The sequence below is a fragment of the Salipiger abyssi genome (assembly GCF_001975705.1).
Taxonomy (GTDB): Bacteria; Pseudomonadota; Alphaproteobacteria; order Rhodobacterales; family Rhodobacteraceae; genus Salipiger; species Salipiger abyssi.
The window spans coordinates 1,255,605-1,271,449 of the sequence record NZ_CP015093.1; the positions used below are offsets into that span (position 1 = coordinate 1,255,605).

The 15,845-nt window shown below is 59.1% G+C and carries 14 protein-coding genes; 3 read left to right on the plus strand and 11 right to left on the minus strand.

Going from position 1 to position 15,845, the window contains the following annotated elements:
• Positions 1–44: 44 nt before the first annotated feature.
• The 11 genes from Ga0080574_RS26920 to Ga0080574_RS09755 form a co-directional block, all read right to left on the minus strand.
• Positions 45–608 carry a c-type cytochrome gene (locus tag Ga0080574_RS26920; RefSeq protein ID WP_380659028.1) on the minus strand — a complete coding sequence of 188 codons (564 nt, stop codon included), beginning with the start codon at positions 606–608 and terminating at the stop codon, positions 45–47.
• 261 nt (positions 609–869) lie between these two features.
• Positions 870–1,496, minus strand: coding sequence for a class I SAM-dependent methyltransferase (locus Ga0080574_RS09715; protein ID WP_076698019.1), 627 nt, complete (start codon positions 1,494–1,496; stop codon positions 870–872).
• On the minus strand, positions 1,493–2,182 hold the full coding sequence (locus Ga0080574_RS09720; RefSeq protein ID WP_076698021.1) for a DedA family protein: 690 nt from the start codon (positions 2,180–2,182) through the stop codon (positions 1,493–1,495). Before Ga0080574_RS09720 ends, Ga0080574_RS09715 begins: the two co-directional genes overlap by 4 nt.
• A gap of 254 nt (positions 2,183–2,436) precedes the next feature.
• On the minus strand, positions 2,437–2,913 hold the full coding sequence (locus tag Ga0080574_RS09725; protein ID WP_076698023.1) for a DUF2147 domain-containing protein: 477 nt from the start codon (positions 2,911–2,913) through the stop codon (positions 2,437–2,439).
• A 56-nt stretch (positions 2,914–2,969) separates the two neighbouring features.
• Positions 2,970–5,288, minus strand: coding sequence for a xanthine dehydrogenase family protein molybdopterin-binding subunit (locus tag Ga0080574_RS09730; protein WP_076698026.1), 2,319 nt, complete (start codon positions 5,286–5,288; stop codon positions 2,970–2,972).
• A gap of 10 nt (positions 5,289–5,298) precedes the next feature.
• Positions 5,299–5,763, minus strand: a complete 465-nt coding sequence (locus tag Ga0080574_RS09735) for a (2Fe-2S)-binding protein (protein ID WP_076698029.1) — start codon at positions 5,761–5,763, stop codon at positions 5,299–5,301.
• Positions 5,764–6,047: 284 nt separating this feature from the next.
• Positions 6,048–6,770: an efflux RND transporter permease subunit gene (locus tag Ga0080574_RS26845; RefSeq protein ID WP_335743522.1), complete on the minus strand. Its 723-nt coding sequence runs from the start codon at positions 6,768–6,770 to the stop codon at positions 6,048–6,050.
• Positions 6,692–9,097, minus strand: a complete 2,406-nt coding sequence (locus Ga0080574_RS09740) for an efflux RND transporter permease subunit (protein WP_335743523.1) — start codon at positions 9,095–9,097, stop codon at positions 6,692–6,694. The genes Ga0080574_RS26845 and Ga0080574_RS09740 overlap by 79 nt, the downstream gene beginning before the upstream one ends.
• Positions 9,094–10,179: an efflux RND transporter periplasmic adaptor subunit gene (locus Ga0080574_RS09745; protein WP_076698032.1), complete on the minus strand. Its 1,086-nt coding sequence runs from the start codon at positions 10,177–10,179 to the stop codon at positions 9,094–9,096. The genes Ga0080574_RS09740 and Ga0080574_RS09745 overlap by 4 nt, the downstream gene beginning before the upstream one ends.
• Positions 10,180–10,445: 266 nt before the next feature.
• Positions 10,446–11,324, minus strand: a complete 879-nt coding sequence (locus Ga0080574_RS09750) for an SDR family oxidoreductase (protein ID WP_076698035.1) — start codon at positions 11,322–11,324, stop codon at positions 10,446–10,448.
• Positions 11,325–11,394: 70 nt separating this feature from the next.
• Entirely contained in the window at positions 11,395–12,711 is a 1,317-nt protein-coding gene (locus Ga0080574_RS09755) for an MFS transporter (RefSeq protein WP_076698037.1), read from the minus strand.
• Positions 12,712–12,768: 57 nt separating this feature from the next.
• Between Ga0080574_RS09755 and Ga0080574_RS09760 the strand changes: the two genes are divergently transcribed.
• From Ga0080574_RS09760 to Ga0080574_RS26925, 3 genes are all read left to right on the plus strand, one after another.
• The gene (locus tag Ga0080574_RS09760) at positions 12,769–13,803 is read left to right on the plus strand and encodes an AraC family transcriptional regulator (protein WP_217621194.1); all 1,035 of its coding nucleotides are present in this window, start codon (positions 12,769–12,771) and stop codon (positions 13,801–13,803) included.
• A 408-nt stretch (positions 13,804–14,211) separates the two neighbouring features.
• Complete coding sequence (locus tag Ga0080574_RS09765; RefSeq protein ID WP_198039795.1) at positions 14,212–15,090, plus strand: DUF2306 domain-containing protein; 879 nt, start codon at positions 14,212–14,214, stop codon at positions 15,088–15,090.
• Positions 15,091–15,286: 196 nt separating this feature from the next.
• Complete coding sequence (locus Ga0080574_RS26925) at positions 15,287–15,670, plus strand: c-type cytochrome (RefSeq protein WP_076705846.1); 384 nt, start codon at positions 15,287–15,289, stop codon at positions 15,668–15,670.
• The last annotated feature ends 175 nt before the right edge of the window (positions 15,671–15,845 follow it).

The window sequence follows — 15,845 nt, forward strand, 5'->3', positions numbered from 1 at the left end:
CCTTTGTTTTGTTTTTGCGTTGAAGCACTTCCGATTCAGCGTCTTCACTCGGACTTCTCGGCGGTCTCGTGGTCTCGGAGAAGGTCGATGATTGCTTCCCGTTGCGCAGGGTCCGTGACGCGGACGGCCATTACTGTGCCCGGAACGGTGCCTCGAGGGTTTTCAAGAAATGCATCGAGCGTCGGCGCGTCCCAGACGAGGTTTGACTCTTCCAGAGCGCGAGAATATCGGGCACCTTCGACGCTCCCGGCGGGTCGCCCGAACACGCCGGAAAGCGAGGGACCGGCCCCGCGACCCCCTTCGTCTAGACTGTGGCAAGATGCACAGCGTTGTTGGAAGAGGCGCTCGCCATCGGCAGTCTGCGCCCGCGCCGGCAGCACCACTAGGCCGGAGGACAATACGAGGAGCATTGTACCGACCCAAATCGCAGGTCGGCGGGCCAGTCCAGCAGAACGCGACCCCCCAACGAACCATTCGGCGCGCGCCGCACCGGCGCGATTCTGGATGTGGGTGGAACCGGAGACCTCGAACGCGAACGACCTCCAACCGGGACATATCGCTCGGGCCCTGGGGGACACACGCTCGCGCAGCGGTGGCTGGTTTTTCATGGGCAGGGTTCCCTTTCCGTTGCCGTGATCGTTAGCTGTACATTCCGTTCGCGATCTGCGTGCCCAAAGCTGGCAAAGAGTTGCCCGAAACTACGAAGATGAAATGTCGAGCTCCTGACCGAGGCGCTTCGGGCCGCATAGTTCAAGTCTCCGACGGTGGGCACGACCAGCTCAGCCGAATAGCCGTCCACAATCCGCAACAGCTTGTCCTCGCCCCCATTCGCGTCGAAGCGCCAGCGGCAGCAATGACGGTGGTGGCATTCATCGCGAGCCCAATGCGATGGAAGAAATCTGCTTGACCGGGCTCCGGGAGCCGCGGCGTGTGATCCGATAAACGGAGGCGGGCGGGACGTTGAACATTGTTCCGCCAATGCGGCGGGCTTTGAGCCCAAGTCGATCCAGGATGGGCCGCGGTACGGGACAACGGGGGCCGTAGGTGAACTGATAGAAGGCCCCTTGCGGTCGAAGATACGCAAAACCGCCTTGAAGGATCGCAATCACCATACGCGGCGACATGGATAGAAGCCCCAGGCCGCTGACAATCGCACCGACCGAAGCATGCGGAAACAACTGAAGTTTGGAAAGACTCGCAGCATTTGCTTGCACGACACGCGCAGTTGGGAACCTCTGCTCCAAAAGTATCGCGAACTCTTGCCCAAACTCGATGAGCGTCAGATCCTTCTGGGCGAGCCCACGATCCAACAGCGCTCGAGTGAAGACTCCGGTTCCGGGCCCGAGTTCTAGTACCGGCGCGTGGACGACATCGATTTCACTCGTAATGAGTTTGGCGAGAGATCTGCCTGACGGCGCAACGGCAGCGACGCGCAAAGGGTCCTTGAACCACGCCTGAAAGAAGCCGAATGCATCGGCCACGCGTTCTTGTTTCATAGGAGTTGATCTCGAACACTGTTTGCACCGGAGCGGCGGCACGACCGACAGCGCAGTACGGAAAGCGGTCGCCAAGTCCCGCGTGACAGAGCATTCAAGTTCGGGCGGGCTCGGACCCGTCGAGCGATGCAGAATAACACAGCCTCCAGCACGAACAGGCAGCTGAGCGTAATCAGTGCGAGAACAGTCGTATTCGACGTCTCAATCGAATACGAAGCATAGAATCCGATGCCGATGAAGAGACCGTTCCAGACCGCAACACCTGCCCCTGTGGCGACCAAGACGATACGCGAGTTCCCGCGCAGAAAGGCCGCGAATGCCGGCGCGAACAGCCTTATCGTTGGCACAAGCTGTAAAACGAAGGCGAGCGCGATCTGATTTCGGCGGAAGGAGACGATCCAGAGATCAATGCGATCAGCCGGCATTCCGAAAAGACCGCTCGCCCTAGTGAGGAGGCGCGTCGATTGTGCATCGCCAAGTCTCCGGACGGTGTGAAACCAGACGGCGCAACCTAATACGCTGCCCGCGACCGTCGCGAGGAACGCGGCTGGCAGCGACCAAGACTCGCTCGCTGCGCCAATACCTACCGCCATCAGCACTCCGTAGGACGGCATCACCGGCACGAAGCGCTCCGCCAAACCGATGGCAAAAAGGCCGAAAAGGCCGTAGGCGCTGATCCACGCCATAGCTGTACCTACTGGGTCTAGATCCATAGGCAGATCCTCTTGCATCGGCGGCCGGGGTCGCATTCGCCGGCATGTATGGGGACGCTTCCGCCGTCACTGCGAAGTTCGGAAGTCTTCCGAATTGTGGCGGCAAGTGCTCTCTATGTCGTGGCGGAACGCTCCGTATGCGCCGCTCCGCAGTTGTTTCAGTGGTGATCGAGAGGTACCGCTGGCGTCGCCTCGAAACGGCGTGAATACTCAGTCGGTCAGGTGCGTCATTCCGCGCGCCGTTTGAAAACGATCGTAGCGCCTGCCATCGGCACACCACGATATGCCCTTAAACGAAGAGTATCGCCTTCAACTGTTGCGCGCGCTGAACCTGTTCGACCCGCATTGGCCTGATAGATCACACCATCCTCCCAGCGCTGCTCACCAGCGTTCCAGACAAGGCCAGATACAAAGTCGACATCCGCTAAGGACCGGGACCTGAGCGAAGGATCGGGATTCATCTCGTCCTTCTTCAACGTCGTCCCATCGGCCTCAACCACAAGGGCGCCGTAGATGAACCGGGCCGCATAGGTATCACCGGCGTCGTACATTCTGATGATCAGATTGCCGTTCTCGCTGGCCCAGGTTCCGATGATCGCGTCCTCCGGTACGCCTTGTGCATGGACTTTAAGGGACGGCCAAAATGGAGACATCCCCGATGAAAGAATGACAACAGTGACCAAGATTCTAAGTCGATTTGACATATTGATAAGTCCAGCTGGGGTTGGGAGTTAGTTGCTATTACTTGTGCTGGCGAGCATCAGGTGCTGCCGGGGCGGAGAACGGTGCGTATGCGCTGCTCGCCAATGGATTCAGTATTGGCAAACGGCAGCGACCGCAGGCGCCGGCCGGTCGCATCGAAGATCGCGTTCCCAATTGCCCCGGCTACCGGCACGACACCGGGCTCGCCAACGCCGCCCGGCGGCAGACCGCTATCCACGATCGAGACCTCGACCGCAGGTGCGTTGGCCATGCGCTGCATCGGATAATCGTGGAAGTTCGATTCCATGACCGAGCCGCCGTCCAAGGTGATGCGGCCCATCAATGCGGCCGTCACGCCGAAGATGATGCCGCCCTCCATCTGAGCCACTACGGCGTCAGGGTTGAAGACCAAGCCCACGTCAAGTGCACAGAATACGCGATCCACGGTGAGCTCACCATCTTCGGCCACAGTAACCTCGACAACCTGCGCCACTACACTGCGATAGCATTCCTCGATGGCGATGCCGCGGCCGCGTCCTGGAGTCATAGGCGTACCCCAACCGGAGAGCTCTGCCACGCGATCGAGGACGGCGAGATGGCGAGGGCTCTCGCGGAGAAGCGCGCGGCGATAGGCTAGCGGGTCAGCACTTGCGGCCAGCGCGCACTCATCGACAAAGCTCTCGGTGAAGAACGTGTTGAACGAAAAGCCGTTTGATCGCCAAAAGCCAATCGGCATATGGCTGGGTACGTTCTGACTACGCATCCGCCGGTTCGGGATGGCGTAATAGAGCTTGTCCAACCCTTCGACGGAAAGACGATCGCCATCGGGACCTGGGTTGAAGGGCAAGTTTCGCTCCGCAACTGAGGCAATGATCGACTGCGCTGCGACCATGGCATCATAGGCGACTGGCAAACCATCATCACCCAGAACCGCCCGCAAGCGCGCCGCCGCATGGCTTCGGTAGAGTCCACGACCAACATCCTCTTCGCGCGGCCAGATCAGCTTGACCGGTCGCCCCCGGTGGCGGCTCGCCAGATACGCCGCCTGCGCGGTCACATCCTGGTCGCTACGCCGCCCGAAGCCGCCACCATTCATGGTGATATTACAGATGATCTTGTCGGGTTCTATTCCGGCCCAGCCGGTTCCGGTACGCACCCCTGTCCGCACGCCCATGGGCGACTGGGACGGCACCCAGGCCTCCGCCGAACCATCATCGCGGATGACAACAGTCGCATTCATCGACTCCATGCAAGCATGGGTTAGAAACGGTACTCCATATTCTGCCTCGATCAGCGGTCCCGATCGGCCCGCAGCGACCGCATCGAAATCGCCATCATCTATGTTCTCATAGGGTTCTGGACTGCCCAACGCATCCTGCAACCGTGCCGACATCTCCGCGCTGGAGACGCCGTCGGCGCCCGTTGCCGTCCAAGTGACATCCAGAAGTGTCGCCGCCTGTTCAGCCTGCCACCAGGAGTCCGCGACCACGGCAACATGGCGTCCACCGACTATGGCAACATCGCGCACACCGGGTTCTGCGCGCACCTCCGCTTCATTCTCGATGCGCAGAACTTCCGCTCCAAAAACAGGGGCTTGGCGAATAGAGGCTTGTAGCATATCGGGCAGAACGACATCCATGCCAAACACAGGGGCACCGCGAACCTTTGCAGGCAAATCGACCCGCGGCTGCGACCGACCGATCAATCGCCATTCGGAAGCCGGTCTCAATGGAGGGTCGCTCGGCGGCGGTAGAACCGCGGCCTCTCGGGCGAGCTCGCCGTACGAAAAGCTTTGACCAGTAGCTTCATGTCGGACAAACCCATCGGCGGTCGTCAGCTGTCTGACCGGCACATCAAACCGCGTCGCAGCGGCGCTGAGTAGCATTTGGCGAGCTGCAGCGCCGGCCACGCGCATTGGATGCCACAGCCCCATCGTTGAGGCCGATGCCCCAGTTGCGATAAAGCCCATCTGTCCCAGCACCCGCCGGCCCAGCCAAACCGCCGGTCCACTGGCTTCCTCGGGTCGCACCTGCAGCACGTTGAACCAATTGGAGTAGGCCGGCAGCGGCTCGGTCGGAAATTCGACGCTGATCCTGTCGTCGAACGGGATGTCGAGTTCCTCGGCAACGACTATCGCAAGGCCTGTATGGATGCCCTGACCCATCTCCGTACGCGGCACGCTGACAACGACCCGCCCATCAGGATGGATCACGACAAAGGCGTTCAAAACAGCGCGGTCGCCGTCAAGGTGGCCCTCTAGCCCGTCCACATCGACAGTCGAGAGATAACCGACTCCGCCAATGGCGGCGACTAAAGCGGTGCCGCCAAGGGCCGCGCCGGTTAGCAAAAAGCTGCGTCTCGAAAGCAATTTCGGCATGACGGTCTCCTCAGCCTTCCGCCATCATGTCGGCGGCGCGGTGAATCGCGCGCCGGATGCGTGGATAGGTGCCGCATCGACAGATGTTGGTGATCGTTTCGTCGATCTCGGCGTCCGTCGGGCGAGGCGTGGTGGCCAACAGCGCCGTTACCGCAATAATGAACCCAGGCTGACAGAAGCCGCACTGCGGGACTTGTTCTTCAAGCCAGGCTCGCTGCACGATGGAAAGCGCATCCTCCGGTCCTGTCAGCCCCTCGACGGTTACGACACTTGCCCCTTCGAGATCGCCCAGAAAGGTCACGCAGGATGGAGTCGACACTCCGTCAATCAGAACACGGCAGGCACCGCACTGCGCAATGCCGCAGCCGTATTTCGGCCCCAATAGATCAAGGTCTTCGCGCAGAACCCAAAGCAGAGGCTTGTCGTCCAGACCGGTCAATTCGACAGGCGTTCCGTTCACCATCAGGGCAACCATTCAAATACTCCGGCTCTACGGATTGCCGTCCTGTAGATCCCCATTGTCGCGCTCCCGCTTTTGGTGTTTTCGTCGGCACGGCTCTCCACCGTGTCTTTTCGGTTCCAATATACGAACTCCCGATCAAGACCGTTTGCCCGAAACCGGGAAAAACTTGCCTGATCCTATGATGTCGTAGAAGGCCACCTACTCCCATGAGCGGCCACGCATCAGGGATCCAGCCCACATCTAGCCATGGCCGCGTACACGCGCTCGGCCTCAATTGCGCCCGCAAAAGCCTCGACTTACTGGCTACGGTGTTCTTCTTTCGCTGGCGCGCGCCCGCGGAAGAGCACGCAGTAGAGAACCGGGGCGGCCACCAGTGTCAGGACGGTAGCGAATGCCAATCCACCCATGATCGTTACAGACATGGAAGCAAAGAACGGGTCAGACAGGAGCGGTGCCATCCCCAGTATGGTTGTCACCGCAGCCAGGACAACGGGTCGGAGGCGCGAGGTGGAGGCTTCGACCACAGCACTTTTCAGGGGCATGCCTTCGTCCCGCATGAGGTCGATCTCTTCGATCAGCACGATCCCGTTCTTGATCAGCATTCCTGATAGCGACAAAAGGCCCAGAAGCGCCGTGAAGGAAAAAGGTAGCCCGGTGCCAAGCAATCCGATCGTGACACCATTCACTGCCATGGGCACCAAGAGCCAAATGATCAGCGGTTGTCGCAATGCACCGAAAAGCAATATCGAAATCAGCAGCATGGCTAGAAACGATAAAGGTAAACGCTGGCCAAGACTCGACTGCGCCTGTTGGCTGTTTTCGTATTCGCCGCCCCAAGCGAGTTCGTATCCGTGCGGCAGAGGAATAGCTTCAACAGCACTTCGCACCTGACCGAATACCTCGCTGGCGTTCATCCCAGGCGGGACGTCTGCTGCCACCGTTAAGGTCGGAATGCGGTCGCGGCGATAGACGAGCGTGTTGCGTGGTTCGACCGCGATCCCGTCGATAACCTGCCCCATCGGAAGATACCCCCCGCCGCATCTGACCAGACGATCTGATTTAGGACATTGATCGCATCGCTGGCGTGCCGCCCGCGTATTACAATGGGGATCTGGCGGTCCCTTTCGCGATAGACGGCGATGGCAACACCCTCCGATCCCATTAGGATTGCCTCGGCGACATCTGCCCGTGTCAAACCGGCGGCCTGTGCCCGCCTCGTAGCATATTGGGGCACCAGCACCGGCTCCCATTCGCGCCAATCGGTGCGCAGGTCCACTACATCCGAGCTGGACGTAGCCATAGCGGCATCGACCTTATGTGCGAGCCCGCGCAACACAGCGGGGTCCGGCCCGGAAAGCCTCGCCTCAATCGCGGCGCCGCCACCGGGGCCAAACGCGGGACGTTCTGTCCGCAATTCGCCCTCGGGCATAACCTCCGCCGCGTATTCTCGGAGTTCCACACGCAGTGTTGGGATCTGGGAGACATCCCGTGTGCGAATGATGAAATGGCCATAATTCGGCATCGGTTCGTGCGCCGAATAGGTCAGCATGAAGCGTGTGGCCCCACTGCCGAGAAACGTCGAAACAGAGGCGACGTCATCGCGCGCAAGCAGCCATTGCTCTGCACGTTCCATGTGTTCGGCGACCGTTGCAATATCTGTGCCCCGCGGGAGCGTGTAGTGGGCGTAGAATTGGGGTGTGTTGGAGTAGGGGAAAAACTGGCTTTCGACTTGCCCAAATGCCCAGAAACAAAAAATCGTTGTCCCGAGCAAGCCAGCAACCACGACCCATCTCGCACGGATCGCAAGGCGCAACATTCTGGCATAGCCCCGGAATATTGGACCGCTATACTGCTCACTGCCATCCCCGTCGCCGCGACGAAAGAAATAGTGGGCGAGCAACGGCGTCACCGTCAAGGCAAGTACCCAGGACAGCAGCAGCGAGATGCCAACAACGGCAAAGAGCGAGAATAAGAACTCGCCAGTCGAGTCGGGCGATAGTCCGATGCCGGAGAACGCCATGATACCGATCACTGTCGCGCCCAGCAGTGGGATCTGAACGCGCCCTACGGCTTCGTCGGCCGCGTCTCGAGAGCTTCGACCGGCAAGCATCTTAACCTGCATGCCTTCGGCGACAACGATCGCGTTGTCTACGAGCATGCCCATGGCAATAATAAGCGCACCAAGCGAAATGCGCTCCATCTCGATCGCGAAGATCCCCATGAAGAAGAATGTGCCAACGACTGTCAGTAGAAGGGTCGCGCCGACGACGATTGCGGCACGAAGTCCCATGAAGATTGCCAGAACGACCACCACGATCGCGACGGAAGCGGCAAGATTCCACACGAAATCGGTCGAGGCACGGTCGACGATTTCGTGCTGCCGATAGATCGGGTGAACATCTACACCATGAGGAAGTTCCTCAACCAGTTCGGCCAGGCGCATGTCGACACGCTCGCCGGTCGTCACAATATTCTGTGACGAAATTCCCGCAACGCCGAGGGTAAAGGCCTCCTCACCATTGAATCGGATAATCTGGCGCGGAGCCTCGACCCGGCCGCGGGATACATCTGCGATATCTGTTAGATGGAGGACCTGATCGCCAATTGTGACGGTCAGTTCGGCCAGCGCGGCGAGGCTGTCCGTGCCTTCCGGCATGTCGAATGGAAGCCTACCGTCTCCGCTCCGGAGCGAGCCAGTTTCCACGACCCGGGTAGCGCTTTGAACCTGACCGACGATCGCGTCCGGCGATATGCCGAGGTTAGACACGATGGGCATATCAGGCTGGATAAAGATCGCTTCTTCGGGAAGTCCGGCCAGCAGGACATCGGCCACACCGTCGATGGTCAGAAGCTCACGACGCAAGAAAGTTCCGATTTCATGAATCTCAGCATCGCTGAACCCGGGCGCGGTGACAGCGAAATAAAGACCGTAGACATCGCCGAAGCCATCATTGACTACGGGCGCATTTGCTCCTTCCGGGAGGTCGCCGGACGCATCACTCACCCGCCTGCGCAGAACATCCCAAAGCTGCGACAACTCGGATCCGGGGTAACTGGACACGATGTCGACTGAAATACGAGAGTATCCGGGCATGTTGGTGGATGTCAGCGTATCAACTTCCGCCATCTGCTGGATCGCAGACTCCAGCGGCTCAGTCACTTCCTGGGCGACTTGGGCAGCTGAGGCACCCGGATAGGTCGTGGTCACCACCGCCGCCTTGATCGTGAAAGAAGGATCCTCCAGCCGACCGATATTGGCATAGCCCCACCATCCGCCGAAGATACAGGAGAGGATCAATAGCCAGATCAGAAGGGCCGAGTCTATGGAACGCCTGGCGATGTTCATTCGCTCGCACCGTCGCGTAGCAAACCGACGTAACGGCGCACCGTCTCTCCGCCTTTCAGTCGCGCGGCGCCTGCCGCCACAATCTCGACACCTGAATCTGGCCCTTCGTTCAGGCGGAAGCGCCCGTCTCCAAGGCTCATTAGCGCCACCGGCCTTGCTTCAAGGCGCCCGATCTCACTGCCCTCAAATGCCTCGAAAACAAGAACCTGAGGGGCACCCGCTGCTGTATAAGTGATGGCGCTGGCAGGGACGACTGGACCAAGAAAACCCTCTGGTGGGTATAGGGTTATCGTTACTGCCACAGAGGCACCGGGCAGCAGATTTTCGGGCACGCCGCCCACGACTACAAAAGAAATTGCGTAGGTCTGTCCAAACTCCGAAGCTTCGGCCGTGATTTCGCGAAACGCCAGTTGCATCTCTTCATTTCGACCTAACCGATTGGCAGTGGCGACGTAGTGTGGGTCTGCTCCGACCTCGCGGAACAGAACCTCTGGCACTGCGATATTGACCCTCAGCTCGCTCATATCGTGAAGTCGCAAAACCGGTGTTCCGGCGGAGACGTTGCTGAATGGTTCGACATGGCGCTGCGCCACCAATGCATCGAATGGTGCGACCAGCGAAGCCCAAGTTAGCTGATCTTCTGCTTCATCGAGAGCAATTTGTGCCAGCCGCGCTGAAGTGCGAACGGTATCAATCTGGGATTGCGAAACGACGTTTGGGCCGAGCGACTCGGCGCGTCTCAGATCGGCATTCGCTTGCTCGAGTTCGGTACGCGCCTCGGCGACATCGCGGTCGAACGGTACCAACTCTAGCTGCCCAAGGAGTGTACCCGACGGAACAGTTTGGCCTTCGAGGACAATAAGCCGCTCAATCTGACCGCCGACCTGAAATGCAAGATCGACTGTGCTCCGCGCCGCAACGCGACCATAAAAGACACGGCTAATCGCCGTGTCGGTCTGCTCCAGCGTCATCAGCCGGACCGGCCGTGCGAGTTCTTCGGAAAGCCCTGTCTGCTGAGCGGCAGCTGTTCCGACTCCGACGCCAAACAGGATACCGGCAAGAGAAGCAAAGATTCGTTTCATCGGAAAATCCAGTCTGAAGTGATCGTGGCCCCGCGCCGACGCGCGTTCCCTCTCCCAGCGCCACTCTTATTCAAGCGGGCCGATCGTGATTTTTGATTGCCTGTGACAACCGTCTTTCCCTCAAACCTGCCCGGTGCGGGATCACACATCGTCGATGGGAGAATCTTGGTGGGAGTTGCCAAACCCCCAACGTTAGATTGGACGTCTGGCAACTGGCCATGGAGGAAGAAACTGCCGTTGGATGGCGGTCCTGCGGTGTCTCGCCGTCAGAAGAACCCTCCGTTCGCGAAGACGAGCTGGCCATTGACCCATTCACCTTCGGCAGCGCAGAGACCGGCAATGGCATTGGCAATATCTTCGGGCTCTCCAATACGGCCGTAGGGTGTCATCTGCGCGGCCTGTGCCCGTAGCGGCGGCGGAACGTCGAGCAAATCGGTGTTCGTCGGCCCCGGGGCAAGCGCATTGACCGAAATCCGGCGGCCCGCCAACTCCTTTGCCAGGCAACCGGCATAGATTTCTTGCACTGCCTTCGTTGCGGCATAACCGCCATGGGTGGCCCGCCGTGCCCGGATCGAAGTCGAGGCAATGGTGATGATGCGGCCGCCGTCACGTGTCCTTCGCGCGGCCTCACGCAGGACATTGAAACTCCCCTTGGCATTGGTAGCGAACATCCGATCAAAAGCCTCATCGGTGAACTCGGCAAAGGTGGCCGTGTTCATGATGCCGGCATTGCTGATGACAACATCGATCCCACCAAATGTCTCCTCGGTCAGATCGAATAGCGCGCGCACAGCAGCCGGATCGGCAACATCAGCCTGCAGCCAGGTCGCCTGGCCGCCCGCCGCCTTGATATCGCTGACAACCTGCGCGGCCAGGTCAGTGTTGACCAGGCAATTCACTGTCACGGCATAGCCGTCGCGAGCCAGACGACGTGCAGTGGCAGCGCCGATGCCGCGCGACGATCCGGTCACAATGGCGGTCCGACCCGATCCTGGCAGGACGCATACACCGGCATCGGAAGTCTGGCCAAACGCGGCCCCGCCGAGCGCCAAAGCCGCTGGCGCGGCCGCAGACAGCGTGAGTAAGTTGCGACGCGTGGTATTGGCCGTTTCGGCGGATTGACCGCCTTGGGTGACATCGGACATGTTTACAGTTTCCTTTGTTCCGATTGATGAATTTCTGATGAGACGCGGCCATTGCCACTTCTCTGCGTGTTCAATACCGCCGGAGTGCGCTTACGACGCGTCGGTCGCCGACAAACAAGGCGAGGCCCGTCAAAAGGCTCGCGACGGGTACTGTCAGGAGTCCGAGAGCTATGCCGTTCTCGAATTTCATGGCCGTCGCGGCATCACTGAGAACTCCGACGAGAAGCGGCCCGAAGGCAGGTCCCAGAAGGCCCGAGCCAATCATGACGAGACTTGTCGCCATGGCCTCGTTTCCCCTCCCGGCCAGCAAATGTGCCGCCCCAAATCCCCAAGGCATCATGAAGGCGAACGCGAACATGCTGGGCACAAGTAGCAGTATCGAAAGCCAGCTCACTGGCACGAACAGCGCCGCGCTCATCGACGCACTCGCAATCAGGAAAGCAATACCGGGCTGTCTCAGCATCCGCCTGGCCCCCATCCCGACCGCCGCGTCGAACAGCCGACCGCCGAGAAGCATGCCCGCGACTCCCGTCAATCCTTGCAGGAGGCCGAAGGCCAATCCCGCTTCGCTGGTGCTCAACCCATGGCTTCGCATCAGAAAAGGCGCGGTGAACGCATAGAATGGCGCTGCGGCGAAGCTGCCTAAGATCGCTACTATGAACACCCAACGAAATCCGGGTGAGGAGAGCAAAAAAAGACTTGTCCGCCAGAACGAGCTTCGCGTTTCGTTTGGCAAGATGTGTGGTGGGGTCGCACCCACGACGACAAGCGCCATCAGCATGATGGGAACACCAATGACCCCTGCGCCGATCAGGGTGACCCTCCAGCCCAACATGTCGCTAACAGCCCCGCCGGCCGCGAAGCCCAGCATGGTTCCGAGCGGCGTGCCCATTGCAAAGAGACCAATAGCCAAACCACGGCTTTTAGGCCCCAGTTTGCGGGCGATAATTGCGTGCCCAGCCGGATTTGCACCGGCCTCACCGAAGGCGACGCCGAACCTTGTGAGAGCAAGAAACAAGAAACTGGTCGCCAACCCGCCTAGAGCAGTCATCGCGCTCCAGCCGAGGATGCACAGCGCGAGAACGCGGGCAGGAGATCCGCGGTCCGCCGCCCGGGCAAGCGGCAAGGAGAGCAACGCGTAACAAAGTGCGAAGGCGATCCCATTGATCAAACCGACCTGCGTGTCACTGAGCAGAAGCTCTGCCTTGATGGCCTCGGCGAGAATGAAGGGCAGCATCCTGTCGACTTGCGACATCGTGCTGACCAGAAGGAGTGTGGCGAGGATTGCAGCGACACGCCATCCCCGCACGGGATCACCACTGCTTCCATGCGGAGGCGCCATCAATGCATGAGATTTTTTTGTTGACGAAACAGTGACTTCTGTCATGCTTGATGGGCACTTTCCAAGCTTTGGTTGGCCCTATCAAGCTAAAGGAAATGCCCAATGAGCCGAATGCCCGAAACCCTAAGAAATTTGCCTATTCCTTCAAATGGCGATATGTTGCCATTCGAAGGTCGCGTCTTCCGCTGGCCTCGCATTCCACCGGAGGATCGTGTGTCATCATCATTGCTTGCGGCGGTATCCGCCTATATCGAGTCCCAAGGTGGCGGAGAGGGTCTGTTTCCGACACAGATTGGAAGCGTCAACATCCTCCGTTCCTTTGAAGCGCGGATGCCGATGCGACAGGTTTACAAGCCTTCTGTCTGTGTCGTGCTCCAAGGCGCAAAGGAAATTATCTTTGGGGATGACACGCTTCGTTATGGTTCGATGGAGTGCCTCGTCGTCAGCCTGGACCTGCCTGCGAGTGGTCGCGTTGTCGAAGCGTCTCCGGGCGCGCCTTATGTCGGGATCACGATCGATCTGGATCTTGTCGTGATGAAGGAGGTATTGGAGCAGTTCGAAGCGCCGCCTGCACCGACATCCGATTCCGGTCCGTGTCTGTTCGTGGCACAGGTCGAGGATCAACTGGCCGATTGCGTCCTCCGTCTGATCCGGATGAACGAAACGCCCAAGGCAATCCCGGTTCTCTATCCGTCCGTCATGCGTGAGATCTGGTACTGGCTGCTAAGTGGTCCGCATGGGGGGGAGTTGTGCAAGCTGGCGTTGCCAGAATCCAACAGCGATCGTGTCGCCAAGGCAGTCTATCTTCTGCACTCTGACTTTGCCAGGACGCTGCGGGTAGAACAACTGGCAGAGGCCGCGCATATGAGTCCGTCTTCATTCCATCAGCATTTCAAGGCGCTGACCTCAATGACGCCCCTTCAGTACCAGAAGCAATTGCGCCTTCTCGAGGCTAGGCGTCTGATGGTTACTGAGGCGGTGAACGTGGCGGAGGCGGCCTACCAGGTCGGTTACGAAAGCGCGTCGCAATTCAGCCGCGAGTACGCCCGAATGTTTGGCGCGGCCCCCAAGGGCGACGTAACGAATTTACGTCGCCTCTATGCCCAATACACCAGCCGCCAGGCCCAGAGCGTCTAACTGGGAAATAGCGGTCGACCGCCTCCACGCGGCGGTCGGCCGGCTGACTGCGATCAGGTACTTGTTCCGGCATCCGCTTGTCCACCATGCTTTGTCGATCTGGAGAGCATTCCTTGAGACGCTTGTATTGACGGTCACCACCGTGCTTGGAGAATCGAGCGAGAAAATTCCAGAATCTGACATTCGAGTTCGGGAAGGCTCGCGGTAGCATCAGTGGATACTGCCTGAAGATGCAATCAGCCGGTCTTGCTTTCTCTCTCCTCGAAGAAAATCGGCCAATGGGTTGGATGGCAGCGCCATTCTGACGAGGAATGATGCCGCCACGCGGGTTCAGGTGACGCTACGAAAATGCGTGGACGGAACACAGCTCTCCGGTCGCTAAGAGTTTTCCATTACTGGACATACTTAATGAAACCACAACACGTTGAAATCTCTGGAACCGATGGCTCGGAGATTTTCCACCGTATGCAATCCAAGCAGTCGAATGCGGTCCCTCAAATCCTGCTGAAACGCAGCGCGTTGCTACTGCTTGTAACAAGTTGGATCAGCGGCGCCATATTCGGAGCCTATATCATAGCTTTTTTTGGCGGCGTCTTGGTGAACGGTAGTCCCGAGCGGTGGAATGAAGCGCTGCCTGGCCTCCACAACCCAAACTCGTTGCCGACAACTTTTGCAGTCGGCGCACACTTTCTGGCCGGCAGTGTACTGCTTCTTCTAGGACCAATCCAGTTCATCGGATATCTGCGCCGTTCCGTCCCAGCAATTCACCGATGGCTGGGGCGCGCCTATGCAATTTCTGCAGGGGTCGCTGGTATGGGTGGTATCGTCTTCATTATAGTATCAGGTACGATCGGGGGCGCGGTGATGGATATCGGCTTCGGGATCTACGGAGCACTGATGGTGCTTTGTGCAACAATGACGTATCACTGCGCCCGAACCCACGACATCTCGCGCCATCGCGCATGGGCAATCCGGCTGTTTGCGCTGACAATCGGCTCTTGGCTCTATCGTATGGAGTATGGCCTTTGGTACATGGCATTCGGTTTTCTTGGCCGAAGCTATACCTTCGACGGTTGGTTTGATGCGGCGATGGCCTTTCTGTTTTACGCCCCGAACCTCCTGATCGCCGAATTCTTCATTCGTGCCAGCGGTCAGGATCGCGGCGCCATCCTAGGCTACGGCGCCGCCGCGGTGGTCTTTACCGCAAGTGCTTTTATTACCCTCGTAACGATCAGCTTCACTCTTGGGGTATGGGGGCCGAGGATGGCTTCCGTCCTCCTAGGTTAACACGTCGCCGTTTCACCCAATAGCACTGTGAACCAAGCTCATGGAAGGATCAGGCAAGTTTCTCGTAGATTGCGGCATGGTGCCAACGATTGATTGATGCAACGCATGAAATCACACGGAATGTCTCTCTAGTGACCAAAGCTGGGCCCCGGATGCGCCGAGCTTTCCAGCACTTCAGGGAAGGATAATGATCAAGATGGCCCCTCGACTGCCGGCCCTCGGCGGCATTGCTTTCGTTATATGTCTCTCGGCATTAGGGTATCCCAACAGAATACATGCCCAAGACGCTGCAACGGGAGAACGCCTTTTCAGGCAGCGCTGTGCTGGCTGCCACCCCACCGAATCTGGAAGAACTGGAGCAGGGCCATCGCTTGCAGGATTGATGGGCCGACGCGCTGGCAGCGTCGAAGGGGCCCGCTATTCCCCGGCCATGAGGAGACTGGAAATTGTCTGGAATAGAGGCTCACTCGACAGCTATCTCGCGGACCCGAGCGGCTTCGTCGTCGGTACGACTAAGAGGACTCCTATCCGAAACGCTGAAGACCGGGCCAATCTGATCGCCTTTCTAGGTGGCCTATAGGCCACAAGCATTTGCCGCTCACGGAACCGGCCGGCCACCCTTGCCAACTTCACTAATATTCCCCGCTTTAGGCAAGTTTTTTGAGTCTTCAGACATGGTTACCTGAAGATCTTTCAACAAGATTTAGATCGCCGGCGCACGGCGTAAGGCCACGGCCAGGCATCAGACTGAACCA